The organism is Arthrobacter sp. FB24 (genome assembly GCF_000196235.1).
GTDB lineage: Bacteria > Actinomycetota > Actinomycetes > Actinomycetales > Micrococcaceae > Arthrobacter.
Genome location: NC_008541.1, coordinates 719,104 through 746,005 on the forward strand (window position 1 = coordinate 719,104; position 26,902 = coordinate 746,005).

Consider the following 26,902-nt stretch of genomic DNA (forward strand, 5'->3'; position numbering starts at 1 on the left):
GGCGAATGAGTCCAGGCCAGGAGCCATGAGCGAACCCCAGAGCAGCGCCGCTTTGACGGTACGCCAGGAATGGCAGCCCCGGCTGGCCCTGCTGGTGGCTGCGACCTTCTTTATGGAATTCCTGGATGGCACCGTGCTGACCACGGCCATCCCCAGCATCGCGGGAGATTTCGCCGTGGCCCCGGCGGACGTCAACATCACCATGACGGCCTACCTCATGACGGTGGCCATGGGTATTCCGGTCAGCGGCTGGCTTGCGGAGCGCGTGGGTGCCCGCCGCGTCTTTTGCGCCGCCATCGCCGTGTTCACCATTGCTTCGCTGTTGTGCGCCCTGAGCCAGGACCTGACCATGCTCACGGTCAGCCGCGTCCTGCAGGGCGCCGGCGGCGCGATGATGGTGCCGGTGGGGACCCTGGTAGTGCTTCGCAGGACACCCAAGGAAGACCTGCTCCGGGCCACGGCCTATCTTGTGTGGCCAGGACTTCTGGCGCCGGTCCTCGCGCCGCTGGTGGGCGGAGCGCTGACCACGTTCCTGTCGTGGCACTGGATCTTCCTGATCAACGTTCCGTTGGGCCTGGCCGCGTTCATAGCAGCCCTCCGCCTTGTTCCCGAGGGTGCCGGGGACCAGTCACGGCGCCTTGACTGGGTGGGGCTGCTGCTGACAACGGCCGGCGTGGGCGCCCTGGTGGTAGGGCTCGAACTTGCCACGGCTCACCCCTCCGGACCCTTCGGGGCAATCAGCGTGGCCGCCGGCTTCGCATCCATCGCCGCTGCGGTTCTGTGGCTGCGGCGCACCAGCAACCCGCTCTTCCAGTTGAACGTTTTTGGCACCCGGACGTTCCGTGCCACCTCCACCGGCGGGTTCGCGTACCGCCTGACCATCAGTGCGGTTCCGTTCCTGCTGCCGCTGATGTTCCAGGACGGTTTTGGCTGGGATCCGCTCCATGCCGGCGCCATGGTGGCGGCGGTCTTCATCGGCAACATCGGCATCAAACCGGCAACCACCCCGCTGATCCGCAGGTTCGGGTTCAAACCTGTCCTCGTCTTCGCCTCGCTCGCATCGGCTGCCACTTTTGCCCTGTGCTCCCTGCTCGATGCCGGAACCCCGGAACCGCTGATCTTTGCCCTGCTGGTGTGCAGCGGAGCGTTCCGATCCATCGGATTCTCGGCCTACGCTTCGATCCAATACGCCGACATCGCCCCGGGACAACTGCCGTCCGCCAACGCGATTTCGGCTACCCTCGTCCAACTGGCGGCCGGTGCGGGCATCGCCGTCGGCGCGCTGTTCCTCCGGCTCTTCGCCGCCCCCGGCGCTTTCGGCGCCGACCCCGTTGCGCCCTACCGAGGGGCATTCCTGGCCATCACAGTGCTGATGCTGCTCAGCACCGCTGACAGCCTGGCACTGCACCGGCAGGCGGGCGCCGAAGTCAGCCGCGGGCGTTCGGCGGCGCCGAAAGCCGCCAACCCCTAGTGACCCCGTCGCCGGGCATCCCGTCGCAGGGACCCCGGCTCCGGGCGCCCAGGCCCAGGACCCCGGCAGCGCCCCGGGACCCCGGGCGCTCCTAAGACTCCAGCACCGCCATGGCGGCGTTGTGCCCGCCAATGGCGCTCACCGCCCCGCCGCGCCGCGCTCCGGAGCCGCACAGCAGGATCCGGTCATCGTCGGTGGCCACACCCCAGCGCCGGGCGGGAGTGTCCAGCGGGTCATCGTCTTCCGCGAAGGGCCAGTCGAGTCCGCCGTGGAAGATGTTGCCGCGGGGCATACCCACGGCACGCTGGATATCCAGCGTGGTCTTGGTTTCGATGCACGGGGTTTCGTCGGCACCGGTCAGCAGCAGGTCCTCGATCGGCTCCGCCAGCACCGAGTTGAGGGACTTCACGACGGCGGCCTGAAGCCGTGCCCGCATCGCGTCGTTGTTCTCCGCAGTGATGAGCCTGTCCGGCACATGCAGTCCGAAGACCGTCAGGGTGTGGGCGCCGGAAGCCTGCAGTTCCGGAGAGAGGATGCTGGGATCGGTCAATGAATGGCAGTAGATTTCGCAGGGCAGCGGGTCCGGGACCATTCCCTGCTCGGCCGCCAGGTAGGCGTCGTCCAGCTGTGTCCAGGTCTCATTGATGTGGAAAGTGCCGCCGAAGGCCGCCTCCGGGCTGACGCTGCGGTCCAGTAGCCGCGGCAGGCGTTTGAGCAGGATGTTCACCTTGACCTGCGAGCCCTCGCGCCGGTGGTTGGGGTTCGCAGGACCCCCGGCGCCGCCGTTCCGCAGGCTGTGCAGCACCGCGGGAGCGACGTTGGACAGCACCCACTCAGCAGATGCTGAGCGTTCCCGGCCCTCGTGGCGGTAGCCCACCGAGCCGCCGGGCCGGATGCTGGTGACCTCGGCGGACGTCACGATGGTGGCGCCGGCCTCGCGGGCTGCCCGCTCGAGTTCGCCGGAAACGGCCCCCATGCCGCCGATGGGGACATCCCAGTCGCCGGTTCCGCCGCCCAGGAGGTGGTACAGGAAGCAGATGTTCTGCTGCAGGTCCGCGCTGCCGGCCCGGGCAAACGTGCCGATCAGGGCATCCGTCAGCACCACGCCGCGCACCAGGTCGCTGTGCACCCTGCGGGTGATGGCTTCGCCAACGGGCCGTTCCACCACCGATTCCCACGCGTCTCCGGCCCCGGCGGCCTCAGCGAGTTGCCGGGCAGCCGAACGGGTGGGCAGTGGCGACGTCATCGTGGGCCATAGCGCACCGGTGAGCTTTCGGCACTCCGCATAGAAACGTTCAAAAGCCGCGGCGTCGCTGGCCGCGGCGCCCACTGAAGCAAATGACGCCGCCGTGGCGGCCGCGTCTCCGTTGTCGATCAGGAGGCCGCGGCCGGGGTTGGCCGGGTCCGGTGTGTAGGAGGAGTAGCGGCGTCGGGCCAGCCTGATGCGCAGCCCCAGGTCATCAATGATCTCCTGCGGCAGCAGGCTCACCAGGTAGGAATACCGCGAAAGCCGCGCCTCGACGCCGTCGAACGCCTGGGCGGATACGGCCGCGCCGCCGGCGTGGTCAAGCTTTTCCAGCAGCAGGACGTCACGTCCGGCCCGGGCCAGATAGGCGGCCGCCGCCAGCCCGTTGTGTCCGCCACCGACAATGACCGCGTCATAGCTGCTGCTGTTCGCCATGGGCCCATCCTGCCACCCCGAAACGCGCCGGGAACGCAAAAGGCCCCGGTCCAAGGGACCGGGGCCAAACGCGGAGACGGGGGGATTTGAACCCCCGGTGGAGTTGTGCCCCACACTTCATTAGCAGTGAAGCCCATTCGGCCGCTCTGGCACGTCTCCAATTGCTATTCCTAGCCCACCAAGGATACGCAGAACCGGCCATTCAGTGCAAAACGGACGCAAACCTGAGGATAGGCTCGCTGAACAGGGCAGGCAGGGGGGCCGCCGCCGGCGAATGCGGCCGAGCTAGCTGCCGGACCGGCCGGCCAGGGAACGCCACAGGAAATGCTGGCTGCGGCTCTGCAAAGCGGCCGCCTGCCGGTTGTCGGAAGCGCCGGCGTGGCCGCCTTCCAGGGCCTCGTGGAACCAGACGTTGGGGATGCCCATGGCCTGCATCCGCGCCGCCATCTTGCGTGCCTGCACGGGACCCACCCGGTCATCGGAGGTTGCAGTCCAGATGAAAGTTTCGGGATAGTCCACGCCGTCGCGGAGGAGGTGGTAGGGCGAGAAAGTCCGGATGAACTCCCAGTCCCCGGCCACGTCCGGGTCCCCGTATTCGGCGATCCAGGAGTGGCCTGCGGACAACTTGGTGTAGCGGCGCATGTCCAGCAGCGGCACGCCGCAGGACACGGCACCGAACAGTTCCGGGTACCGGGTCAACATGTTGCCCACCAGAAGCCCGCCGTTGGAACCGCCCACACAGCCGAGGCGTTCCCTGGAAGTGACTCCCCGGGAGATCAGGTCCCGGGCCACGGCCGCGAAGTCCTCGAAGGCGCGGTGGCGGTTTTCCTGCAACGCGGCCCGGTGCCAGGAGGGGCCGTATTCGCCGCCGCCGCGGATGTTGGCCACCACATACACTCCGCCGCGGGTGTGCGTCGGACCGGCTCCGCTTTCAGCGTCGCCCTGGCCAGCGTCCGGCGCATCCGGTGCGTCCGTCCTGCGTTCCAGCCACGCCCGGCCGATCGTGCCGCTGTAAGCGGGAGTGCGGGAAACTTCGAAGCCGCCGTAGCCGGAGAGCTGGGTGGGGTTCTGGCCGTCGAGCACCAGGTTCTTGGATGCCACCTGGAAGTACGGGACCCGGGTACCGTCTTCCGACACCGCGAAGTGCTGCTGGACCTCGTACGCCGCCTCGTCAAAGTAGGACGGCGAGGTGCGGACCACCTCGTGGGTGCTCACCACGTCCCCGTCGCCGCTGCGGCGCAGGGTTCCGCGTGTGAGCGTGCTCGGCGTGGTGAAGCCGGTGGCAACGAGCCAGAAGTCGTTCCCCGCGCCGGGCGCCTCGCCTTCCGGCACAGCCACATTGCCGCCGGTACCGTCGTCGTCATGCTCCTCGTCAACCTCGACGCTGTCGTCCTCGTCGTCAACGGCGAAGGCGTTGACATCGTGCAGCGGCGGGCACGCGTCCAGGAGACTGGATGCCCAGGCGGATTCAGTCCCGGGCCGCTCCGGATCGAGAACGCGGATCTCCGAGGACACGTCCCGCAGGAGGTTCAGGAGTAGGAAATTCCGGGTCCAGCTCCAGGACTGCAGCGACGTGTGCGCATCCGGGGTGAAGAGGACGACGAGTTCCCGGTTGCCGGCAAGGTAGTCCTCGAACTTCGCGGCGAGCAGCGAGCCGGCGGGGAACGTCGTGCCGTCGACGGCCCAGTCGCCCTGCGGCCGGAAAAGCAGCCACTCGCGGTGCACGCTCAGGTTCACGTCGGTGGGGGCGTCGATCACAACCCACTGCCCGTCGTGCAGCACGGACGTGCTCTTGTTGAAGAAGCTGATCCAGTCCATCGCGAAGGTCCGCTCGTACCCCGGAGTGGAGTCATGGGCCACCAGGGCCATCATGTGGTCTTCGGGGATGTCGAAGATCCTCTCGGCCGCCGGAAGCGACCCGCCGCGGGCCAGCTTCACGGCGGTGCGCGCGTAGGACGAGGAGGTCTTCGGCATGCCTTCCGCGGTGGTGGACACCAGCAGCGTGTCCCGGTCCAGCCAGGACGCATTACCCTTCGCTGTGGGCAGGTCGAACCCTCCGGACGCAGGGTCCACAAACGTCCGGGTCTCGACGTCGAACTCCCGGTAGCGGTTGGCGTCCCCGCCGTCGGGGGAGAGGGCCAGCAGAGCCAGCCGGTGCGGTTCGCCGGGAGCAGGACGGAGGAAGTTGGCGCCGTGGAAAACCCACTCCTCGCCTTCGGCGGCGGCCAGCGCGTCGACGTCCAGGAGGACGTCCCATGCAGGCTCACCGCTTTTGTAGCTCTCCCAGGACGTCCGGCGCCACAGCCCCTTGGGGTTCTGCCCGTCACGCCAGAAGTTGTAGTACCAGTCGCCGTGCTTGCCCACCATGGCGATCTTGTCCGTAGAGTCCAGCACCTCCAGGATGCGGCTTTCGAGCCTCGCGTAGTCGGCGTCTTCGAGCAGGTCCTCGGTGCGGGCGTTTTGTTCGCGGACCCAGGCCAGCGGTGCCTCGCCGTAGATCTCCTCGAGCCAGATGTTTTCGTCGGTCGGTTCGGGCGCTTTCCCGGCGGCGGAAGGGGCGCCGGAGGCGGGCGGGTGATCAGCTGCTGTGGTGGTCATGCGCCCTACGAAACAGCATCGGCGCGCAGCTAGCAAGTCACATGCGGATACTCTGGAGGGCGTGGGCACATCGCAAAACATCCGGACGGTACTAATAGGGGCCGGACCCCGCGGCACGAGTGTCCTGGAGCGCCTCCTCGCCAACTGGCGGCTGAGGAACCCCTCCGCTTCCGGGCCCGGCGTTGCGGGCCTTCACATTGACGTCGTGGATCCCTATCCGGCGGGGCCGGGCCACGTGTGGCAGCCCGGCCAGTCCCGGCTGTACCTGATGAACACCCAGTCGTTCTATCCCACGGTCATTCCCGAAGACCCTGAACTGGCTGCGCCGGTGGCCGGCTGCACCTTCGACCAGTGGCGGGACGCCCGGCAGGACAGTCCGGACGCGTCGCTGACGGAGGACGAGCAGGCAGAACTTTCCGCCCTTGGGTCCCGGGATTTCCCGAGCCGCGCGCTGTACGGCCGTTACCTCAGCGCCACGTTGGACGAGCTGCTCGCGCACCTTCCGGAGGGCGTCACCGTGCAGTTCCACCGCACCACCGCCACGTCCGTCCGGCCGGCAGGGAACAGAATGTTCGACGTCGAACTCGGCGACGGCGGGCCGCTTACCGCCGGTTCCGTGGTGCTGGCCCTGGGGCACCTGGAGTCCCGGCTCAACGCCGAACAGCGCGAACTGCAGGCCGGCGCCGGCCAGCTGGGACTCCTTTACCTGCCGCCGGCGGTGCCTGCCGACGTCGACTGGTCCGTGGTGCCGGCCGGCCAGCCGGTGCTGGTCCGCGGCATGGGCCTGAATTTTTTCGACGTCATGGGCCAGCTGACCGAAGGCCGCGGCGGGAAGTTCGTGGCAACGGCGGGCGACGGCTCTGCGGTTCCCGGGCAGGGGAGGGCCGGGCTGGAATACATTCCGTCCGGTGACGAGCCGCTGATTGTTGCGGCGTCCCGGCGCGGGACCCCCTACCGTGCCAAGGCCAATCTGGCGGCCTACTACCCGTCCGGTGTGACGCTGCGGTACTGCACCGAAGCCGCCGTTGGGCGGTTCGCCGCAGCCGGAATCACCCCCGGCTTCGACCACGACCTCTGGCCCCTCCTGCAGCGCGACGCGCTCTGGGCCTATTACGCCACCCTGGTCCGGACCCGTCCGGACGCCGTCACGGAGCCCGACGCGTTCCTGGCCCTGCTCCAGGAGGTGATGCGTCCCCACGCCCACAGCGTTTCCCACTGGGAAGCCGAAGCGGACGCCCTGGTCGCCAAGCACGTGGCGCCGGACCAGCGACTGAACCTGCCGGGCCTGGCGGCGCCCCTCGCCGGCCGCAGCTTCGCCTCGCAGGCGGAGGTGGATGCCGCCGTCGTCGAATACCTGCTCGATGACGCCCGACGCTCGGCGCTGGGGGAGGACGACCCCGTGAAGATGGCCATCGGGGCGCTGCACCACGGCAGGGCGGTGCTGAAAACGGCAGTGGCCGACGGCGGCATCACCGACGAGTCCTGGGTCGCCGGACTGCGGGGCTGGTTTGAGTCGTTCGTCGAGGGGCTGGCCAGCGGGCCTCCGGCCATCCGGGCGGAGCAGCTCGCAGCGCTCGCCCGGGCCGGTGTGGTGAGTTTTGTGGGACCCGACCCAAAATTTTCGCTGGACCGCGCCGCCGGTGCGTTCAGTGCTGCCTCGCCGTGGGTCAAGGACGGAAAGCTCCGCGCCCGTGCCATGATCGAGGCCCTTGCTCCCGCCAACAGGGTTTCAGTCAACGTGTCGCCGGTGCTGGAGCAGCTCCTGGCCGACGGCCTGGTGCGTCCACGGCTGATGATGACGGCTGAGGGGGCTCCGGTGGAGACTTCGGGCCTGGACGTCAGCCCCCACCCTTACCGGCCGGTGGGCGCCAACGGATCCGTCACCGAAGGGCTGTATGTCCTGGGCCTGCAGCTGTCCGCAGCGCAGTGGGGCACGGCCATCGCCGCGGAGGCGCGGCCGCAGAACGGGCCGGTGTATCGCAGCGGCCAGCGGACCCTCCGCGACGCCGACGAAATAGCGCGCCACATCCTCGACCACTGACCCCGGCCCACCCCGTACGCTCTCTCAGTTCCTGCCGCTGAATTCCCGACGCTCTCTCAGTTCCTGCCGCTGAATTTCCAACGCTCTCTCACTTTCTTCAACGCAGTGAGAGAGCGTCGCAGGGGGACCGGCAGGATGTGAGAGAGCGTCGCAGGGGGAGCGGCAGGATGTGAGAGAGCGTCACAGCCAAAACGAAACGTGCCCCGCGTCCGGGGCCGGGAATCCGAGGGGTTCCCGGCCCCGGAGCGGGGCACGTTCATTTACTGAAAGGCGGGGAAACTAGCCTTTCAGGCACTTCTGGTACTGGATCCAGGCCAGGCCGTACTTGATCCAGCCTGCAAAGTCGTACCACTTGGTGGGCGGTACAGGTGCTGTGCAGACCGGCGGCACCGGGCCGCTGTCGGCAATCTGAACTGCGGCCTTGACCACGGTCCCGGACTCGGCAGCGGTGAGCACCAGGGTGCCGGTGCCGGCAGCCGCGCCGGCCGGGACTTTCACGTCCACTGCCGCGGCTCCGCCGGACACCGGGACGGTGCCGAGCTGGGTAACCGTGCCCGCAGGGTCCGTGAAAGAGGCCGCCAGCGAGGTGTTCACCGGGCTGCCCAGGGAGGTGAGGTCCAGCTTGGAAACCGCCAGCGTGATGGAGTCCCCGCCCTTGACCTCGGCGGCCGTGGTGTTCACGACAGCCACGGTGCGGCGGGCAAAGTCCGGCGATACCGGGTTGTGTTCCTGCAGGTACTTGATCCAGGCATCCCGGTCCACAAGGCCCGAGTCCTTGGTGCCGGTACCTTCCTTGAAGATCCGGAAGTTGTCGCCGCCGGTTGCCAGGAAGCTGAACGTGCCGATCCGGTAGGACTTGGCCGGCTCGATGAGTGAGCCGTTGACCCGGATGGACGTAATGCGGTCCCCTGCGGCGCGTCCGGCGTCGTAGGTGTAGTTGACGTTCTTGGACAACCCCAGCTGCTGGTAGGCGCGGCTCGGGACTGTGCCGTCCGGGTTGGTCTGCCACTGCTGTTCCAGGAGCGTCTTGAACTGTGCCCCGGTCAGGGACGTGGTCCAGAGGTTGTTCACGAACGGGAGTACGGCGTTCGCCTCCGCGTAGGTGATGGTCCCGTCCGGCGCGTAATACAGCTCGTTGCGCAGTCCGCCGGGGTTCACGACGCCGATTTCGGCGGTGCCGAGGTCCGGTGCCTTGAGGGCGTCCACGAGTGAATCGGCCACGAGGTTGCCAAGGGTGGATTCGTTCGCGCGGTCATCACGGGACGCCGGACTGGTTGCCGTGGCGGGCGTGAAGGCGGTGGTTATATCGGCAGTGACCTTTCCGACCGGCTGGTTGCCGATCACCGCGGCGTCTGCCAACGCCTTGTCGACAACCGTCTTGACTGCCGCCACCCGCGGGTACCTGGCCACGAGGTCAGCGGCCGTCTCGGTGGTGGTGGGAACGGTGCGCTTGACGTTGCCGGCCTTGTAGCCGGATACCTGCATGGTGGCAGTGTCGACTGTCAGCTGGATCTGGCCGATGAACTCGCCGTAACTGCCGGTCTGCACGATGGGGCGTGTTTTGCCGGTCGGCTGTCCGTTGGCATCGAGCACCGGAGCGTCCCAGGCGTACTGCTTGTGGGTGTGACCGGTGAAGATGGCGTCCACCTCGGGAGAGGTTTCGTTGACCAGCCTGGCGAAAGGACCGCCGGCAGCGACTTCCTGCTCCAAAGTGGAGCCGTCCGGGGTGCCGGATCCGGCGCCGTCGTGATCTTCCACGATGATGACGTCGGCGAGCTTTTCGGCGGTGATCTTCGCGGCAACGCGGTTGATCGCGTCCACCGGATCGCCGAATTCAAGGTCGGTGATGCCTGCCGGGGTGACCAGCGACGGCACTTCCTGGGTGACAGTGCCGATCACCGCAACCTTGACGCCGTTCAACTCCAGCACCGTGTATTCAGGCAGGGCCGGCTCGGTGGTGCCCTTCTTGTACACGTTGGCACCGAGGTACGGGAAACTGGCATTCGTCCCGCCGGCGATGACGCGGTCGCGGAGGTCCGCCCAGCCGCCGTCGAACTCGTGGTTGCCCACGGCGGACGTGCGCAGTTCCAGGGAGTTCAGCACGTCGATGGTGGGCTGGTCCTTGGCGACGGCGGACGCGAACAACGAGGCCCCGATGTTGTCGCCTGCAGACAGGAAGGCCGTGGCGCCGGGGGCGGCCGCCTCCCGGAGCTTTTCGATGGTGGCGGCGAACAGGACCGTGTTGGAGTCGATGCGGCCGTGGAAATCGTTGATGCCCAGGAAGTTCAGGTCAACGCTCGGCGGCAGGACAGGTACGGCCGGCAGATCAAGGCCCACCACCACGGGATCGTGGTCGCTGGCCCGGAACTGATCCGGCGCATAGTAGTTGGTCACGTTGCTGTTATACCGGCTGTACTCCAGCGCCACGGACTCCACGGAGTTGATGTTCCAGATGTCGGCACCGGTGACCACCGAGTCCGCACCCGGCGTGGCGAGGACGTGGTCCAGGGAACCCACCAGGCCGCCGAACAGGTAGGAGTGCTTGGCTGACCCGTCGGCATTCCGGGCTTTTTCGTCCTGGTTGATGTAGCCGGCGGCCGTGAGGACGTTGATGGGGTCTTCCTTGGCGTAGGCGTTGAAGTCGCCCATCAGGAAGACCTTGTCCGTGCCCTTTGAGGCCTGGAGGTCGTTCGAGAATGCGAGGAGCGACTTGGCCTGCTCGGTGCGGGCAAGGTTCGAGGCGCCCTGGCCCTTGTCGGTGTCTTCAGGAGTTGCGGCCGAGCCCTTGGACTTGAAGTGGTTGGCGATGGCGATGAACTTCTTGTCATCGGACGCGCCAACCGGCTTGAACACCTGGGCGAGCGGCTTGCGGGCACTGGCGAAAGCCACGGTGTCGTTGTGGATGACGGATTCGCCCACCGGTTCCGCAGCTGCCTTCTTGTAGATGAACGCTGTGCGGATCATGTCCTCGTCAGCCAGCGGCGGAGCGTTGGCGGGCGTGCGGACGTAGTCCCAGATTCCCGGGGTGGGAATGTTCAGGGCTTCCACCAGCTTGGCCAGGGCATCGTCGCGGTCCTTGCCGAACTGAGCCGAATTCTCAACCTCCATCAGGGAGACGACGTCGGCGCCGGACTTGCCGATGGCCGCCACGATCTTGTCCTGCTGGCGCTTGAGGTTCTCGGCGTTGGCTGCACCGCGGGCGTCGCAGCCGCCGCGGACGGTGATGGGGTTGCCGTCGCGGTCGGTGTAGAAGGTGCAGCCGGCCAGCATGTCACCGGTGGTGGGGAAGTAGTTGAGCACGTTGAAGGAGGCAATCTTCAGGGTGCCTCCGACGGCGGCGGGTGCTTCGGCACGGGTTGCGCCGAAGGTTGCGGGCTGGATGATGCTGGCGTTTTCCGGCGTCAGGTGGGTCAGCGGCTGGAACTTCCAGGAGTTGTTGGCGTAGCTGAGCACCACGTCGGTCTGGAACGTCACGGGGGAGCCGACGCGGACGGGCTCCGCGGCGGTCAGGTACGGCAGGACCTGGGCCTTGGTGGTGGCATCTTTCAGGAAATTGGTAGTGGCACCGTCGTCGAGCTTGATGCCGCGGGCGGCGTTGGCCGCCACGGTTGCCGTGTATTCGGCAGAGCCGTAAGGGGCGACGGCGGTGGGCTGCTCGAGCGGGGTCGTCCCGCCGGCAAGGCCGATTTCGCCGTACTGGTTCAGGGAGTAGTTGTCGGTGACCGTCACAGGTCCCTGCGGTGTCAGCAGCATGCCTTCGAGGGACTCGCGGAAGGCTTCGTCCGCCGGGAGGGCGAAGCCGGTGGACTTCACTTCCGGGGCGGCCTCGTTGAGCTTCTTCAGGCCGGCAGCATCCGCCACGTTCACCTGGGTCATCCCGTAGAACTCGGCAACGGCCCCGGTGATTTCGACGTAGTCACCGATCGCGACGGAGCCTACCGTTGCGGGCGAGTAGACGAAGATGGCGTCCGACGCCGTGTGGTTGGCCGGCGTCAGGTCGCCGCCGGTTCCGGGGGTCTGGAGGTAGAAGCCGGCGAAGCCGCCGGTGGGGTACGCCGCGGTGACCTTGCCTCGGGTGGTGACGGAGGTGCCGACGAACTGGCTGGCCGTGCCGGATCCCTGGATTTCGGCGATTGTCCTGGTGGCGGGTGCCGTCGGGGGATCCACGGGATCGGGATCCACCGGATCCGCGCTGCCACCGGCGGGTGTCGGGGTAATGGCGGCGTTAAGCGTGAAATCGGCGGAGTTGTTGTTGCTGTCCAGGCCGCCGCTGCGGTTCAGGCTCTTGACGTCGGTGTTGCTTCCCGGGGCCGCAGCGGCCTTGGTCTCGAATGTGTTGGATGTCCCGTAGCCCAGCAGGTCCGCAACGTTGGCAGGCTCGATTACCGAGCCGGTGGCCAGCGGGTTCAGGGTTGTGGACTGCTTGGCCAGGACGATCGTGCCGCCCGCGCCTGCCGGGTTGAAGCCTGTGGCGGTCACATCGGCGGCGGGCAGATCCAGTCCGACGGTGCCGTTGCTGCCGCCCTTGAGCAGGTAGTACCCCTTGGCCGGGATGGTGCCGGCGAGGGGAGCCGTGGCGGACGGTGCGGTGGTGCCCCCGGAGGCGCGGTACTGCAGGGACCAGCCGTCCAGGGTTACCGGCGTGTCAGACGTGTTGTACAGCTCTACGAACTTGTTCTTGTAGGCTGCTCCCGCGCTTCCGCCGCTGAGGTAAGCCTCGTTGATGACGACGGGAGAGGTGCCTGCAGCGGCCGGTGAGACCTCCACTGCAAACGCCGGGACGGAAGCCAGGGGAGCTGCGATGAGCCCCGCTGACAACGCCGTGCCCAGCGCAATTTTCCATGGTGTGCGTTTCATCCGCTCTAACTCTCATTAGGGTGCCCCGGGTAAGGGCTCGGTGGAATGTGTCCGGCTTTGTGGCGCGGACGAAGGGCCCGGACTTTACTCCTGGTCAAGTAGTTTCCGGCACAGCAAAACAGGGTCGAATGAACGTGCGGTTGATTCAGCGTGCATTCTGCGAGACGTCCCCCAGCGAAACGTTCGCTGCCGGCCACGGGGCGGCATGGGCCCGGTTCCGGCAACAGTGTTTTTGGTTTTGTGCGCATGCCGGCCCACCCCATGTGCCGGACATGCCAAAAGAATACCGGCCAGTAGCTCCGGTGGAAGCCGCTGGCCGGTATTTTTTATATCAATTTACTTAAATGAAATCCCGGGGACTTTTCAGGCCCCGGTGGTATCTCCTGATTCGGCCGGATTGCCGGCTCCCTGCCCGGTGTCAGCCACGATCTTGAACATCGCCCCGGTGGGGTCGGCAAGGGTTGCCAGCCGGCCGAACGGGGTGTCGTCCGGCCCGTCGATCAACTGTGCGCCGAGGCTGACGGCTTTTTCGATCGAGGCGTCGGCGTCCTCCACGGCGAAGTAGACCTGCCAGTTGGACGGAACTTCGGCCGGTAGGTACGCGGAGGCGTCCATGATGCCCGCCTTCGCCGCTTCTCCCGCCCCAAGGGTGGTGTACCGGAACTCGGGAGTGTCGCTCATGACGTCGGTGTCCCAGCCGAAGACGTCCTCGTAGAACTTGACGGCGGCTGGATAGTCCTTGGCGTGAAGCTCGTGCCACGCCGGTGTGCCGGGCTCGGCCACGAGCTGGTAGCCCGTCATTTCGCGCGGCTGCCAGACGCCGATGGCCGCGCCGGTGGCATCGCCGAAGATTGCCATGACCCCCTGTTCCGGCACATCCATCGGGGGCATGAAGACTTGGCCGCCGTGCTCGGTGACGGCGGCAGCCGTGGCGGCGGCGTCGTCGGAACGCAGGTAGGTGGACCAGGCGTCAGGCATCCCGGCCTGGCTTTCGTCCTTCTGCATGATGCCGGCCACCGACTTGCCGTTCTTTGTGGCGGTGATGTAACCGCCGTACTTTTCCTGGTCGCCCGCCTGGAAGTCCCAGCCGAACAGTCCGCCGTAGAACTGCCGGGCACCGTCGGCGTCAGACGTCATCAGGTCGATCCAGCAGGGCGCGCCGGGAGTGATGTCAGGGCGGGGCATAGTGGCTCCTGTCGGTTTCCGCGGCAGACGTGGCCGAGGAGAAGGCTTGGTCAGTGAAGACAAACCAGACACTATTCCGCAGCGCCGACACTTTCAATGCTCCCGGCCCAAACTTTCCCTTAACGGAAAATGCCCCGGATCCTGATGGTTCAGGACCCGGGGGCATTCTTCGCGGAAGGTAAGAGATTCGAACTCTTGGTACGGGGTTACCGCACACTGGTTTTCAAGACCAGCTCCTTCGGCCGCTCGGACAACCTTCCTTACCGAGTAGTGTTTCATAGGCAGTTGGCTGCGACAAAAACCGTCCGGAGTGTTTGCGGGCAGGCGCCGCCGCTGCACACACTATTTTTGTGGCAGGAAGCAGCTAGGAATCGGGAGTACACCATGAAGGCCGTCTACGTTAGCGAGGCCGGCGGGCCAGAGGTGCTCGAAGTGCGCGAGGTCCCGGCACCGGTTCCCGGCCCCGGCGAAGTGCTGATCGACGTCGTCGCCGCAGGCCTCAACCGCGCCGATGTCCAGCAGCGCCGGGGTTTCTACCCGCCGCCGCCCGGGGCGTCGGAGATCCTTGGCCTGGAAGTGTCCGGCCGGATAGCGGGCTTTGGCCCCGACGTGTCCAAGCCGTTCTCCGTTGGGGACAGGGTGGTGGCACTGCTGGCGGGCGGCGGCTACGCGCAGCAGGTGGCAGTCCCTGCCGAACAGGTACTGAGAATTCCCGACGGCGTGGATCTGGTCACCGCTGCCTCCCTCCCCGAAGTGGCGGCCACCGTCTATTCGAATTTGATTATGACGGCGCAGCTGCAGCCGGGTGAGACAGTGCTGATCCACGGCGCCACCGGAGGCATCGGCACCATGGCCATCCAGCTCGCCAAAGCCTTCGGCGCCATAGTGGCCACCACGGCCGGAACTGCGGAGAAGGTTGGTACCGCCAAGGCCTTCCTCGGGGCGGACATCGCCATCAATTACACCGAAGAGGACTTTCCTGAAGCCCTCCGCGCACAAAACGGCGGACACGGTGCCGACGTCATCCTGGACGTGGTGGGAGCCAAGTATCTCCGGCAGAACGTTGACGCGCTGGCGGACTATGGCCGGCTGATCGTGATCGGGCTCCAGGGTGGCACCAAAGCGGAACTGGACCTCGGGAAGCTTCTGAGTAAGCGTGCCGCCATCATCGGCACTGCCCTGCGTCCGCGTCCGGTGGCGGAGAAGGGCGTGATCATGAATGCCGTCCGGGAAGCCGTGTGGCCGCTCCTTGCCGACGGGCGCATCCGGCCTCTGGTTGCCAGGACCTTCCCGCTGGACCAGGTGCGCGCGGCCCACGAATACTTCGACTCCGGCGACCATGTGGGGAAGGTCCTGCTGGTCATGTAGCCTGACCTTCCGGCCCGTGGATGGATACCCGGTATTGCCTTGGCGGCTGAATGACGCTAATGTAATTCCATACGCGGTATGCACGCGTCTTGGGGGCGCGTGTATGCCGTCGTCTTTGCGACATCAGGGGGCAGCATGTCCATTCGCCACAGTCTCCTCGCCCTGCTCCAGGACAAACCCCGTTACGGGTACCAGTTGAGGGTTGAGTTTGAGGACCGCACCGGCTCCGCCTGGCCGCTGAACATCGGGCAGGTCTACACCACGCTGGACCGTCTGGAACGGGACGGGCTGGTCAGGAACGACGGCGGCGACGGCGAGGGCCATGTCATCTACAGCATCACGGACGCAGGCCGGGGCGAAGTCACGAGCTGGTTCCAAGCCCCCGTTGGCCGCGGCAACCCTCCCAGGAACGAACTCGCCATTAAGCTCGCCCTTGCCGTGACCATTCCCGGCGTGGACGTCGCAGCTGTTATCCAGGCCCAGCGCGGCGAGTCCATGAAGGCCCTGCAGGACTACACCAAGTCCCGTCGGGACGCTTCAGCCAGCCAGCGCCGGGCGGACACCGCCTGGCTGCTCGTGCTGGATTCGCTGATCTTCCAGACCGAAGCCGAAGTCCGGTGGCTGGACCTTTGCGAAGCGCGGATGGCGCAGCTGAATTCCCCGGCCAACCCGTAGCCGGACCGCCTTTTCCTGCCACTCAACGCTGCCTTCCGACCGTTCGGCGAGGCGGGCAGGGCGCTCCGTCCCAAAGCAGTATCCGTGCGTCCCCGGCATTGGTATGGTGCGAAGGGGAGATCTATTCAGCTGGGGTTCTCGAGGAGGAGACATGGGCAAAATGCCGGATGGCAAGGCGCGGACAGCATTATCGGAGGACGCGCTGGTGCCTGATCCAAAGCTTCCGCCAACATCGGTGGACGAGACGGTCCTCGAGGCGGAAGAGCGCAAGTGGACACCCGCGAAGATCGCCATCTGGGCGGCCATCGCCCTGCTTGGCGGCGTTGCCTGGTTCATGCTGGCGATCATCCGCGGCGAGACAGTCAACGCAATCTGGTTTGTCTTCGCGTCTGTCTGCACGTACCTGATCGGATACCGCTTTTACTCCAAGGTGATCGAACGCTACATCACCAAGCCCAATGACCGCCGGGCCACACCCGCGGAGTACAAAGCTGACGGCAAGGACTACGTCCGCACGGACCGCAACGTCCTCTTCGGCCACCACTTTGCGGCCATCGCCGGCGCCGGGCCGCTTGTCGGCCCTGTCCTTGCGGCCCAGATGGGCTACCTGCCCGGCACCATCTGGATCATCATCGGCGTCGTGCTGGCCGGAGCGGTGCAGGACTACCTCGTGCTGTTCTTCTCCATGCGCCGCGGAGGCCGCTCGCTGGGCCAGATGGCCCGTGAGGAACTTGGCGTGATCGGGGGCACCGCAGCCCTCATCGCCACTCTGCTGATCATGGTGATCATCGTGGCCATCCTGGCCCTCGTCGTCGTGAACGCACTGGCCGAAAGCCCCTGGGGCGTTTTCTCCGTCGGCATGACAATCCCCATCGCCCTCTTTATGGGCGTGTACCTCCGCGTTCTTAGGCCCGGCAAGGTCCTGGAAGTGTCGCTGATCGGCTTCGTGCTGCTGATGGCTGCCATCATCGGCGGCGGCGCCGTGGCCGGAACGGAGTGGGGCGCAGCGTTCTTCACTCTGGACAAGGTCACCATCGCATGGGGCCTGGTTGTCTACGGCTTCATCGCCGCCATCCTGCCGGTGTGGCTCCTGCTGGCTCCCAGGGATTACCTCTCCACGTTCATGAAGATCGGCGTGATCGTCATGCTGGCGCTGGCCATCATCGTGGTCCGGCCCGAAATCAGCGTTCCGGCGTTCAGCGAATTCGCGAGCCGGGAGAACGGGCCCGTGTTCCCCGGGGCGCTCTTCCCGTTCCTATTCGTCACGATTGCCTGCGGCGCGCTGTCCGGCTTCCACGCACTGATTGCCTCCGGCACCACCCCGAAGCTGATCGAAAAGGAACGCCAGGCGCGCCTGATCGGCTACGGCGGCATGCTGATGGAGTCCTTCGTGGCCATCATGGCCCTCGTCGCAGCCATCTCCATCGACCGCGGGCTGTACTTCGCCATGAACTCCCCGGCCGCCCTGACCGGTGGCACGGTGCAAACCGCTGCCACCTGGGTCAACAGCCTGGGCCTTGCCGGTGTGAACCTCACTCCGGACCTCCTGGCTGAGACCGCCAGGAATGTCGGCGAGGAAAGCATCGTGTCGCGCACGGGCGGTGCACCCACCCTTGCTGTGGGCCTGGCCCACATCATGCAGCAGTTCATCGGCGGCACGGCGATGATGGCGTTCTGGTACCACTTCGCCATCATGTTCGAGGCGCTGTTCATCCTGACCGCCGTGGATGCCGGCACCCGCGTGGCCCGCTTTATGCTGCAGGATTCCATCGGCAACTTCATTCCCAAGTTCAAGGAACACTCGTGGCGGCCGGGAGCCTGGCTCTGCACGGCCATCATGGTGGGCGCCTGGGGTGCGGTGCTGCTGATGGGCGTCACCGACCCGCTGGGCGGTATCAACACGCTGTTCCCGCTGTTCGGCATAGCCAACCAGCTGCTCGCGGCTATCGCGCTGTCTGTCTGCATGGCCATCGCCGCCAGGCGGGCCTCGTTCAAGTACCTCTGGATTGTCGCGCTTCCGCTGGCTTTTGCAGCAGTCGTCACCATCACCGCCAGCTTCCAGAAGATCTTCTCTCCTGTTCCGGCGGTAGGTTACTTCGCCAACAACGCGGCGTTCGCCAAGGCGCTGGCTGACGGCAAGAAGGAATTCGGCACGGCCAAGACCGTCGCGGCCATGGAAGCCGTGGTGCGCAACACCATGATCCAGGGCTGGCTGTCGGTGATCTTCGTGGTGCTGAGCATCATTGTCATCATGACGGCGATCGTGGCAACCGCAAAGGCGTTCCGCAACGCACGCGACGGCATCGCCCACACGGACCACGAGGACCCGGCCGTGCCTTCCCGGACGTATGCTCCAGCGGGATTCATACCCACGGCGGCCGAACGGGAGCTCGTGGGCGAATGGAACAAACTTCCCGCCGAGCTGCGTCTCGAAAAGCCAGCACACCACTGATGGGAAGCCGGTCATGAACGCGATCCTCGAAGGTTTCCGTGGCTTCGCCCGGTACTTCGGCGGAGTGATGGGTGCGGACGCCTATGCGAAGTACCTGGAGCACCACGCGGCCTCGGGACATGAGGACGCGCCCATGACCGAGCGGGAGTTCTGGCGGGACCACACGGACCGCCAGGACAGCAATCCCCAAGGCCGCTGCTGTTGAAGGGCTGCTAAGCACACTTGCGCCAGGGGCGCCGCCGGACAGTTAAAGTCCGACGGCGCCCCTGGCCTTTCCGGGGCACTGCCGGTTGCGTTCGGGTCAACTGGGCTAATTGACTGGCGCTGGCGCTGGCGGCTCGTGAGAGTATGAACCCATGAGCGATCCGAACGACACTCAGCCTGCTGTTGAAGACCCTGTAGAGGGCACCACTATCGACGACGCGGCCCCGTCCGGTCCGGCGGCGAACGCGGAAGTCGGGCCCCGGCCCAAGGGGAGCAACCTCCAGGACCTGGTGGACGAGCCCGCCAAGGTGATGCGGATCGGCACCATGATCAAGCAGCTGCTGGATGAAGTGAAGTCCGCGCCCTTGGATGAAGCCGCGCGCGGCCGCCTCGCAGCGATCCACGAACGCTCCATCAAGGAACTCGAGGACGGTCTGGCGCCGGAACTCGTCGCAGAGCTGGAACGGATCAGCCTGCCGTTTCCGGAACAGGCCACGCCGTCTGATGCGGAACTGCGCATTGCCCAGGCCCAGCTGGTGGGCTGGTTGGAAGGGCTGTTCCACGGCATCCAGACCGCCATTGCCGCGCAGCATGCCGCCCGCGATCACGCCGTGGCGCAGCGGCAGCTGCGCCAGCTGCCGCCGGGCACCGTGATCGCGCCCGGCGTCGTGATCGGCGAGGACGGCGAGCCGCAGCGTGCCCGGGCACCTCACCCCGCCGGGGAACGGGCAGGAGCGCCGGAGGACCCGGACCACGGTCCCGGCCAGTACCTCTAGGTTCCGCGTGGCATTTTTCGCAGCCGCCCGCCAGGGGCGCAAGGACGACGCCGAGCTCGGCAAAGGGCTGTGGCGCCGCGCCCATGACCGTTTCCTTCGCGGCCTCGACCGGTTCCATCAGGTCCTGGAAGGCGTCGAGGATGACCGGCTGTATGCCGAGCTGGTGGAGATCGCGAACGACCTTTCCGCGCTCTCGGTGCGGGTCCGGCAGGTCTGCGTCGAAGCCCAGCGGCGTTCACCCAGCGAGGGGCTGGACATCCCGGGAGCATTGGCGGGCGTGCACCGGTCGCTGTCCAAAGCAGGCAACTCGCTCGCCACCACGGCTGAGGCCGCGGCGATGCTCCGACTCGCCGTCGGTCCTGTCCCGGTAGGTGCAGCCTCGGTCCGCCGCCGGGCGGAATCGGTCTTTGAACAGATCGCCGACGCCGAGCGTCGCCTTTCCGAGCAGCCGCCGGAATCGTAGGGGACAGGAGAACCAACCCCGCGAGCTGGCAGACAGGCTGGCTATTCCCGGTTAAGCGCCTAGCTTAGCCAGCCGTTTTTGCTGGCCGGACGGTGCTGCGGTTGGCAGTATGAAGTAATGACTTTTTCTCCTGAACTGACTTTCAACGACGGCAACACCATTCCCCAGCTTGGCTACGGAGTGTGGCAGGTCGAGGACGACGTAGCGGAAAAGGTAGTGGTCCAGGCTTTCGAAGCCGGCTTCCGCCACATCGACACCGCCAAGATCTACGGCAACGAAGCAGGCGTGGGCCGCGCCATCGAGCGCTCCGGATTGAAGCCGGAGGACATCTTCATCACCACCAAGCTGTGGAATGCCGACCAGGGGTACGAATCCACCCTCGCGGCCTTTGAAGCATCCATGGAACGCCTCGGCCTCGAAACCCTGGACCTTTACCTCATCCACTGGCAGCAGCCGCAGCAGGACAAGTACGTGGACACTTGGAAGGCTCTCATCGAGCTCCAGAAGCGCGGCCGCGTCAAGTCCATCGGTGTCTCCAACTTCACCACCGAGGGACTCCAGCGGATCATCGATGAGACCGGTGTTGTCCCGGCCATCAACCAGGTTGAACTGCACCCGTTCTTCAACCAGGCCGAACTGCGGGAATTCAACGCGTCCAAGGGCATCCTCACCCAGGCATGGTCGCCGCTGGGCCAGGGCGGCGAGCTCCTGGAGCACCCGGCCATCGCGGAGATCGCGGCCAAGCACAATGCCACGCCGGCCCAGGTGGTCATTGCCTGGCACCTGGCCATCGGCAACGTGGTGATTCCGAAGTCCGTCACGGAGTCCCGGATCCGCGAAAACTACGCTGCCCTGGACGTTACTTTGGACGAGGCAGACATCCAGGCCGTCAACGGGCTGGACCGGACTGCTGAAGGCGCCGGCCGCATCGGCCCGGACCCGGCCGTTTCCGACTTCGCCTAAGCGGCTGCACTTCGCCTAAGCAGCTGCAGGGCCCGGGCTTAGGGCGCGGGCACAAGCTTGAAGGGTTCCTGCCAGGAGGCCCCGCACTCACACAGTGCGGGGCCTCCTGCGTTGACTCAGGCTGCCAGCCGTCCCTGCTCCGCCGGAACAGCATCGATTACAGCCCAGCCGTCCTCGTCGGAGGCGTTCCGGCTGGCAAACCGCTCTGCTTCCGGCAGGGTGTCGAACATTTCCGTGCGGATCAAGCCGCAGTCGGCATCAAAGTAGGTGACGTGGAATTCCCGGTGCCCCGCGGCGTCGCCGCCGAGGTGCCCCGGAGTGGTTGCCTGGCTGGTGCTGAGGTTCTTGTCCATGAATCCAGTGTGCAACCGGCCTCTGACAGTAAAGGGCCACTCAGTCCGGCGTGTTGCGAAGCCGGAGCATTCTCTCCCGGACGAGAACCTCCGCCCGCTGTTCCTTTTCCGCGGCCCGGACTGCCAACTGCATCCGGGCGGCAGCGGCCGCCTTCTGTTTCCTTGCCAGGTCGAATTCCTCGTCCACCTTCTTGAGGCGCTCGCGAAGACTGCGCGCTTCTTCGCCGAGCCGTGTCATGGCCTGGGCGGCTTCCTCGAATTCCGCTGTGCGGGCCCGGGCTTCCTCTGCCGCCGACCGGGCAGCCTCTTCAGCTTCGGCCAGGCGCGCCGCGGCGCGTTCGACGGCCGACGGCGTGGGAGCCGGGCGCTTCGTCCCCACCGCTTTCAACCGCGGTTTTTCAATGGAGGCAGCCGTCGGGATCCTGTCCGGCGGAGCGGCGTCCTCGGAAGGGCCGGCGTCCGACGGCGGCTCTGCGGGCAGCGCGGGGCCGCCGGGGACCGCCATGGCATCCCGGAGATCCACCCGGTCCACTCCGTCCGCCGACAGCACCCGGAGCAGCCGGCCGCTCCGCACGGCTCCCTCCGCACCCTCGTCAACGGTGGCAGCCCGCAAGGTCGCTTCGACCTCCGCTGCGACGGCGGCGCTCAGTTTGCGCCCCCGCTGTTCCGCCACCTCACGCAGAATTCCCATCACGCGGCTGAGGAGCTGGCGACGCTCCTGCGAGAGCGTGCGGAGGGCACCGGCGTCGAGGTCTTCCTGGGCGCTGCGCATGGCGGCTCCCAGCTCTGCGAGCTCCCGCAGCGAGTCCGGGCGGTACACAGCGAGCATGTTCACCGCCCAGGCGGCCGCGGACGGCTTGGGCAGTGCACGGACGGCCTCAGCAAGGTCACGCCCGCCGTCCGCAGCAGCAGCCTTTGCCGCCACTGTCCGGGCCGCCACGAATCCCTCGAGGGGAAGCCGGTAGAGTGCGGAGGCAATTTCCACCAATTGTTGCTCTCCCATGCGAGCATCATAGGGGTCCGGTGGAGGCGTCAGCGTGTCAGCCCAACAAACCGCCGGGTATCAACGTCGTTGTGGAGGAAACCGAATGATCGAAATTGCCGGGCTGCCCGCCCATATCCTGCTCATCCACGGCGTCGTGGTCCTGGCTCCGCTCACAGGGCTGGCGTCCATCGTGTACGGCGTGTGGCGGTCCGCGCGACAGGCCCTGGCGTGGCCGCTGGGTGTGCTGTCCCTGGGGCTGGTCCCGCTAACACTGGTCACCGCCCAGGCAGGCGAGCAGTTGGAAAAGACGAGGCCGGCCTCGCGCCTCCTCCATGAGCACGTTGAACAGGGCGACCTCCTGAAGTATCTTGCCGTGGCCTTCTTTGTGGTTGTCGCGATGATGCTGGCGGTCACCTACGAACCTTTTGCCCGACGGCTGGACCTCCTGGGTGCCCGGGGCTACGTGGGGCGCCTGCGGAGCAATCGAGCAGTGCGGGTTGCCCTGCTGGCCGCCGGAGCGGTTGCGGGAGCGGTGTTGATCTACCAGAGCATCATCACCGGCCACTCCGGCGCCGCGTCGGTGTGGGCGGGCCGCTAAGTCGAATCCGGGTCGGGCCCTTGGCCCCTTGCGCCGCACCGGCAGGTGAGTGAGTGTGGGGGGCATGCGGGTGACAGCGGCATGACGGATGCTCCCCGCCAGGCGGTATCCCACGATGCCGGCCCCTGGCACCTCCGTGATGCCGAAGAGGCGGTGGCCGCCTATGGCGTTGACCCTGGTACCGGCCTGGCCTCGGACGAAGCTGCCCGCCGGCTGGCGCGCGATGGTCCCAACGAACTCGAGTCTGCACCGCCGCAACCGTGGTGGTGGCGGGTCCTGTCCCAGTTCCAGGATCCGCTGATCTACCTTTTGCTGGCAGCCATAGCAATTTCAGTCGTGGCCTGGTCTGTGGAAGGCGCCCACGGCGTTCCGGTCGATGCCCTCGTGATCAGTGCCGTGGTCCTGTTCAATGCGGTACTGGGCTTCGTCCAGGAGAACAAAGCCGAGACCGCCGTGGCTGCCCTGAAGGTCATGACTGCGGCCAACTCCATGGTGCTGCGCGACGGTGAGCTGAAGGCGGTGCCCTCAGCCGGACTCGTCCGCGGAGACATCCTCGCGCTGGGCGAAGGCGACGCCGTAGGCGCCGATGCCCGCCTGCTCACCGCCACATCGCTACGTGTCAGCGAAGCCTCGCTGACGGGAGAAAGCGAACCCGTCTTCAAGGACCCTCGAACCTTGGCCGGCAGCGTCCCGCTGGGGGAGCGGGTAAACATGGTGTTCAAAGGCACGGCCGTCGCCCAGGGCGTGGGCCGCGCAGTAGTGACCGGAACGGGCATGGATTCGGAGGTCGGCGCCATCGCCGGCATGCTGGAACGGACGGTCGCCGAGCCCACGCCGCTCCAAAAGGAAATTGCGGGAGTGAGCCGGCTGCTGGGCATCACGGTGATTGTCATCGCCGTCGTCGTAATGGTCACCGTGGTCGCGGTCAACGGAGTTGCCTCACTGGGCGACCTCGTGACCGTCCTGCTCCTCGGCGTATCGCTGGCCGTTGCGGCCGTCCCGGAGGGATTGCCCGCCATCCTTTCCGTAGTGCTGGCGTTGGGTGTCCAGCGCATGGCCCGCCATAACGCCGTCGTCAAGCAACTGCACTCGGTGGAGACTCTCGGCTCCGCCACGGTGATCGCCTCGGACAAGACGGGCACACTGACCAGGAACGAGATGACGGTGGGCCGGATCGTCACGGCCTCGGGCGAGGTGGAACTGACGGGGGTCGGCTACCGCCCCGAAGGCCGCGCCCGCCAGGACGGCCGCGACGATATTGATCCGGCTGTGCTCCTTGAAGCCGGGCTGGTCCTTGCCGGCGGCACCTTCGCCAACAACGCACAGCTGAGGGAGCACGACGGCGAGTGGGAGATCCAGGGGGACCCCACCGAAGCTGCCTTCCTCGTCGCGGCCCGCAAGCTCGAAGGGGTTACCGAGCGCGTCGGCGAGTACGAACGCCACGGCGAGGTGCCGTTCACCTCGGAGCGCAAGCTGATGTCCGCGGTGGCCCACCATAAGGAGCTGGGTACTTTGTCCCTTATCACCAAAGGTGCCCCTGACGTGCTGCTCGGACGCTGCACCGGGCTGCAGGTAGGGGAGCGCATTATCCCGCTGGACGACAGGCGCCGGGAACAGGCGCTCGCGGCGGTGGATGCCTTGTCCGCGCAGGCCTTCCGGACGCTCGGCGTGGCCTATCGCCGGTACGGGGACGAGGACAGGCACGAACTCGAGGTGCTGGACGAAGCTGATGAAAGCACGCTCGTGTACCTCGGAGTCGTGGGCATCATCGACCCTCCCCGGGCTGAGGCTGCCGCCGCGGTGGCCGCCGCCCAGCACGCGGGGATACGGGTGCTGATGATCACCGGAGACCACCCGCTCAGTGCGGCACGGATTGCCGGCGACCTGGGGATAGCGCAAGCGGGGGAGCGGGCTGTCACCGGGGCGGAGCTTGATGCGCTGGATGAGGAAGGGCTGCGTGCCGTCACCGCTTCCGCATCGGTTTATGCGCGGGTGGCCCCGCAGAACAAACTGCAGATCATTGATGCGCTCCAGGCGCAGGGCAACGTGGTGGCCATGACGGGGGACGGAGTCAACGATGCGCCGGCGCTGAAGTCTGCGGATATTGGCATTGCGATGGGCATCGCCGGGACCGAGGTGACTAAGGAAGCGTCCAAGATGATCCTGGCCGATGACAACTTCGCCACCATTGTCGCGGCCGTCCGCCAGGGCCGGATCATCTTCGAGAATATCGAAAAATTCCTTCGCTACCTCCTGTCCTCCAACATGGGCGAGGTGTTCACAGTGTTCCTCGGCGTCGTTTTTGCCGGGGCGCTGGGACTGGCCGGCGCCCCCGGTGAAGCCGTTGCGCTGCCCCTGCTCGCCACCCAGATCCTCTGGATCAACCTGGTGACGGACTCCGGGCCGGCGCTCGCCATGGGCGTGGACCCGGAAATCGACGACGTCATGGCCCGAAAACCCCGTCAGGCCACGGATCGCATCATTGGGCGGCGGATGTGGTCCGGAATCCTGTCGGTGGGCCTTGTCATGGGGCTTGCGTCCCTGCTCAGCATCGACATTTTCCTGCCGGGCGGGCTGGTGGACGGCGATGATTCCCTGCAGGTGGCGCGTACCGCCGGGTTCACCACCCTGGTGTTCGCCCAGCTGTTCAACGCGTTCAACTCCCGTTCCGAGACCTCCAGCGCCTTTCACCGACTTTTCGTCAACAAGTGGCTGTGGGGCGCGGTCGCAGTGGCCGTTGTTCTCCAGGTCGCCGTGGTTGAGGTGCCGTTTCTGCAGGGGGCCTTCGGGACGGAGTCCATGGATGCCCGCCACTGGGGAATGTGCGTTCTGCTGGCGTCCGCGGTGCTTGCTTTTGGTGAACTCCGGAAGCTGTCATTCAGGCTCCGGGCCCGGTTCCGCGCCGGGGCCCGTCTCCGCACCGGGGCGGCGGCGTGACCGGACCACAGTGGCTACCACCAGAACCATCGCCACTGCCTGAAGGACCGCCACGGCGGCAATGAGCGCCGGACGGGTGCCGTAGAGCGCGCCGTACAAGGCTCCGCCGGCGAGTGCGCCGCCTCCTTCGAAGGCGGCAAAGATTCCATAGGCTGTGCCCTGCCTGGCAGGCACCACCAGATCGGCAACCAGCGCCTTCACGGTTGAGTCCTGAATGCCCGTGGCGGCTCCCCACACGAGGACCCCGCCCAGCACCGGTCCGGTACTCACGGAGAACGCCAGTACCGGGATCACAGCGACCAGGACCGGCAGGACCAGGAGCACGGCACCGCCGGCGCGGTCGTAGCCGTATCCGCTGGCGAGGGCTCCCAGCGCTGCCGCAGCCATGGCAGCCGCGTAAACCAGCGGGACTGCGGACACAGGGACATCAACCGCGGCCGTCAGATGGAATGCGATGACGCCGAAGGCCACCAGGCCCGCACTCCAGAAGAAGGCGGAGAGGGCGAAGAGGAGGAACACCCCGGGAAGGCGTCCCGCCGGCGTGTCAGCAGGTTTCAGGCCACCCGGGGTGTCCGGCGCATCCGGCAATACCGGCGTCACCAGCTGCTCTGCCGTTCGCTGTGGTTCCGGTACGCGGCCCCGAATGCGGAACAGGAGGGCCATGGCAAGGGCCCCCGGAATGGCCAGCACTGCAAAGGCCGGCCACAGTGACCCGGTGGCCGCGATGACCGCGGAGGCGATCAGGGGCCCCGCAAATGCGCCGGCAAGGTCCAGTGACTTGTGGACGGCGAAACCGCGTCCCCGCCCGACCGGCCCGGCAACGGAGGCGAGCAGGACAGTCTTCGCAGGGCTGCGTACGGCCTTGCCAACGCGGTCGCCAATGATCAGGGCGGACGCCAGCACCAGCCCCGCGGCACCCACAACAGGGGTAACAGCGAGTAAGGGAACACACAGGACGGTCAGTGCATAGCCGGCAATCGTGAAAGTCCAGTACTTACCAGTACGGTCCGCCCATGGGCCGAAGAGCAGCCGGAGCCCCTGGGCTGCGGCCTCGGCGGCGCCGGTGACCAGCCCGACCACCAAAGCGGAGGCACCCAGTTGGGCCAGCAGGGGGCCGGCGAGGGGACGTGCGCCGTCGGACACGGCGTCGACGGCCAGGCTGACCAGCCCGAATCCAAGCACCATTCTCCATGGTGAACCCGGCAGCGGCGGGCTGTCTGGAGCAGCATGGCCAGAACGATGCGGTTTCACAGCTCAAGGGTTTCGGACGGCCCGCGGGAATACAATAGCTCCGG

Annotated in this window: 18 protein-coding genes and 2 tRNA genes; 11 read left to right on the forward strand and 9 right to left on the reverse strand. The window is 66.6% G+C overall.

Annotated features, from left to right (window positions below; genetic code table 11):
* Positions 1-25: 25 nt before the first annotated feature.
* Complete coding sequence (locus tag ARTH_RS03445) at positions 26-1,471, forward strand: MFS transporter (RefSeq protein ID WP_011690540.1); 1,446 nt, start codon at positions 26-28, stop codon at positions 1,469-1,471.
* A 91-nt stretch (positions 1,472-1,562) separates the two neighbouring features.
* Here ARTH_RS03445 and ARTH_RS03450 read toward each other — a convergent pair whose 3' ends face one another.
* From ARTH_RS03450 to ARTH_RS03460, 3 genes are all read right to left on the reverse strand, one after another.
* Positions 1,563-3,152, reverse strand: coding sequence for a phytoene desaturase family protein (locus ARTH_RS03450; protein WP_011690541.1), 1,590 nt, complete (start codon positions 3,150-3,152; stop codon positions 1,563-1,565).
* Positions 3,153-3,223: 71 nt separating this feature from the next.
* Positions 3,224-3,311, reverse strand: a tRNA-Ser gene (locus ARTH_RS03455).
* A 126-nt stretch (positions 3,312-3,437) separates the two neighbouring features.
* Positions 3,438-5,750 (reverse strand): prolyl oligopeptidase family serine peptidase, encoded by a 2,313-nt coding sequence (locus ARTH_RS03460; RefSeq protein WP_011690542.1) that lies wholly within the window; start codon positions 5,748-5,750, stop codon positions 3,438-3,440.
* Between the two features lie 61 nt (positions 5,751-5,811).
* Here ARTH_RS03460 and ARTH_RS03465 point away from each other — a divergent pair, with 61 nt between their 5' ends.
* Entirely contained in the window at positions 5,812-7,791 is a 1,980-nt protein-coding gene (locus tag ARTH_RS03465) for an FAD/NAD(P)-binding protein (protein WP_011690543.1), read from the forward strand.
* A 279-nt stretch (positions 7,792-8,070) separates the two neighbouring features.
* Here ARTH_RS03465 and ARTH_RS03470 read toward each other — a convergent pair whose 3' ends face one another.
* From ARTH_RS03470 to ARTH_RS03480, 3 genes are all read right to left on the reverse strand, one after another.
* A complete protein-coding gene (locus tag ARTH_RS03470; protein WP_011690544.1) occupies positions 8,071-12,648 on the reverse strand; it encodes an ExeM/NucH family extracellular endonuclease in 4,578 nt (1,525 codons plus the stop codon).
* Positions 12,649-13,011: 363 nt separating this feature from the next.
* The gene (locus tag ARTH_RS03475; protein ID WP_011690545.1) at positions 13,012-13,833 is read right to left on the reverse strand and encodes a VOC family protein; all 822 of its coding nucleotides are present in this window, start codon (positions 13,831-13,833) and stop codon (positions 13,012-13,014) included.
* A gap of 172 nt (positions 13,834-14,005) precedes the next feature.
* Positions 14,006-14,093, reverse strand: a tRNA-Ser gene (locus ARTH_RS03480).
* Between the two features lie 124 nt (positions 14,094-14,217).
* Here ARTH_RS03480 and ARTH_RS03485 point away from each other — a divergent pair.
* The 7 genes from ARTH_RS03485 to ARTH_RS03515 all read left to right on the forward strand — a co-directional run bounded on the left by ARTH_RS03485 (position 14,218) and on the right by ARTH_RS03515 (position 20,734).
* The gene (locus ARTH_RS03485) at positions 14,218-15,201 is read left to right on the forward strand and encodes an NAD(P)H-quinone oxidoreductase (RefSeq protein WP_011690546.1); all 984 of its coding nucleotides are present in this window, start codon (positions 14,218-14,220) and stop codon (positions 15,199-15,201) included.
* Between the two features lie 135 nt (positions 15,202-15,336).
* Positions 15,337-15,876, forward strand: coding sequence for a PadR family transcriptional regulator (locus tag ARTH_RS03490; RefSeq protein ID WP_011690547.1), 540 nt, complete (start codon positions 15,337-15,339; stop codon positions 15,874-15,876).
* Positions 15,877-16,027: 151 nt separating this feature from the next.
* On the forward strand, positions 16,028-18,328 hold the full coding sequence (locus ARTH_RS03495) for a carbon starvation CstA family protein (RefSeq protein ID WP_011690548.1): 2,301 nt from the start codon (positions 16,028-16,030) through the stop codon (positions 18,326-18,328).
* Positions 18,329-18,341: 13 nt separating this feature from the next.
* Positions 18,342-18,533, forward strand: coding sequence for a YbdD/YjiX family protein (locus ARTH_RS03500; RefSeq protein ID WP_011690549.1), 192 nt, complete (start codon positions 18,342-18,344; stop codon positions 18,531-18,533).
* A 151-nt stretch (positions 18,534-18,684) separates the two neighbouring features.
* On the forward strand, positions 18,685-19,308 hold the full coding sequence (locus tag ARTH_RS03505) for a bacterial proteasome activator family protein (protein ID WP_011690550.1): 624 nt from the start codon (positions 18,685-18,687) through the stop codon (positions 19,306-19,308).
* 7 nt (positions 19,309-19,315) lie between these two features.
* A complete protein-coding gene (locus ARTH_RS03510; RefSeq protein WP_011690551.1) occupies positions 19,316-19,771 on the forward strand; it encodes a hypothetical protein in 456 nt (151 codons plus the stop codon).
* Between the two features lie 117 nt (positions 19,772-19,888).
* Complete coding sequence (locus ARTH_RS03515; RefSeq protein WP_011690552.1) at positions 19,889-20,734, forward strand: aldo/keto reductase; 846 nt, start codon at positions 19,889-19,891, stop codon at positions 20,732-20,734.
* 116 nt (positions 20,735-20,850) lie between these two features.
* On the opposite strand, the gene ARTH_RS03520 is transcribed toward ARTH_RS03515, so the two are convergent.
* On the reverse strand, positions 20,851-21,087 hold the full coding sequence (locus tag ARTH_RS03520) for a hypothetical protein (RefSeq protein ID WP_043429357.1): 237 nt from the start codon (positions 21,085-21,087) through the stop codon (positions 20,851-20,853).
* A 40-nt stretch (positions 21,088-21,127) separates the two neighbouring features.
* A complete protein-coding gene (locus ARTH_RS03525) occupies positions 21,128-22,090 on the reverse strand; it encodes a hypothetical protein (RefSeq protein ID WP_043429360.1) in 963 nt (320 codons plus the stop codon).
* A gap of 85 nt (positions 22,091-22,175) precedes the next feature.
* Here ARTH_RS03525 and ARTH_RS03530 point away from each other — a divergent pair, with 85 nt between their 5' ends.
* Together ARTH_RS03530 and ARTH_RS03535 are read left to right on the forward strand one after the other, a co-directional pair.
* Positions 22,176-22,670: a hypothetical protein gene (locus ARTH_RS03530; protein ID WP_011690555.1), complete on the forward strand. Its 495-nt coding sequence runs from the start codon at positions 22,176-22,178 to the stop codon at positions 22,668-22,670.
* 81 nt (positions 22,671-22,751) lie between these two features.
* Entirely contained in the window at positions 22,752-25,607 is a 2,856-nt protein-coding gene (locus ARTH_RS03535; RefSeq protein WP_011690556.1) for a cation-translocating P-type ATPase, read from the forward strand.
* On the opposite strand, the gene ARTH_RS03540 is transcribed toward ARTH_RS03535, so the two are convergent.
* On the reverse strand, positions 25,545-26,792 hold the full coding sequence (locus tag ARTH_RS03540; protein WP_011690557.1) for an MFS transporter: 1,248 nt from the start codon (positions 26,790-26,792) through the stop codon (positions 25,545-25,547). The genes ARTH_RS03535 and ARTH_RS03540 overlap by 63 nt on opposite strands.
* Positions 26,793-26,902: the final 110 nt, after the last annotated feature.

Bases quoted from the DNA above. Each gene is read 5' to 3' on its own strand.
- ARTH_RS03525 (WP_043429360.1), bottom strand. From the start codon at position 22,090: ATGGGAGAGCAACAATTGGTGGAAATTGCCTCCGCACTCTACCGGCTT.
- ARTH_RS03460 (WP_011690542.1), bottom strand. From the start codon at position 5,750: ATGACCACCACAGCAGCTGATCACCCGCCCGCCTCCGGCGCCCCTTCC.
- ARTH_RS03505 (WP_011690550.1), top strand. From the start codon at position 18,685: ATGAGCGATCCGAACGACACTCAGCCTGCTGTTGAAGACCCTGTAGAG.
- ARTH_RS03490 (WP_011690547.1), top strand. From the start codon at position 15,337: ATGTCCATTCGCCACAGTCTCCTCGCCCTGCTCCAGGACAAACCCCGT.
- ARTH_RS03530 (WP_011690555.1), top strand. From the start codon at position 22,176: ATGATCGAAATTGCCGGGCTGCCCGCCCATATCCTGCTCATCCACGGC.
- ARTH_RS03470 (WP_011690544.1), bottom strand. From the start codon at position 12,648: ATGAAACGCACACCATGGAAAATTGCGCTGGGCACGGCGTTGTCAGCG.
- ARTH_RS03445 (WP_011690540.1), top strand. From the start codon at position 26: ATGAGCGAACCCCAGAGCAGCGCCGCTTTGACGGTACGCCAGGAATGG.
- ARTH_RS03515 (WP_011690552.1), top strand. From the start codon at position 19,889: ATGACTTTTTCTCCTGAACTGACTTTCAACGACGGCAACACCATTCCC.
- ARTH_RS03450 (WP_011690541.1), bottom strand. From the start codon at position 3,152: ATGGCGAACAGCAGCAGCTATGACGCGGTCATTGTCGGTGGCGGACAC.
- ARTH_RS03475 (WP_011690545.1), bottom strand. From the start codon at position 13,833: ATGCCCCGCCCTGACATCACTCCCGGCGCGCCCTGCTGGATCGACCTG.
- ARTH_RS03495 (WP_011690548.1), top strand. From the start codon at position 16,028: ATGGGCAAAATGCCGGATGGCAAGGCGCGGACAGCATTATCGGAGGAC.
- ARTH_RS03540 (WP_011690557.1), bottom strand. From the start codon at position 26,792: ATGGTGCTTGGATTCGGGCTGGTCAGCCTGGCCGTCGACGCCGTGTCC.
- ARTH_RS03520 (WP_043429357.1), bottom strand. From the start codon at position 21,087: ATGGACAAGAACCTCAGCACCAGCCAGGCAACCACTCCGGGGCACCTC.
- ARTH_RS03485 (WP_011690546.1), top strand. From the start codon at position 14,218: ATGAAGGCCGTCTACGTTAGCGAGGCCGGCGGGCCAGAGGTGCTCGAA.
- ARTH_RS03500 (WP_011690549.1), top strand. From the start codon at position 18,342: ATGAACGCGATCCTCGAAGGTTTCCGTGGCTTCGCCCGGTACTTCGGC.
- ARTH_RS03535 (WP_011690556.1), top strand. From the start codon at position 22,752: ATGACGGATGCTCCCCGCCAGGCGGTATCCCACGATGCCGGCCCCTGG.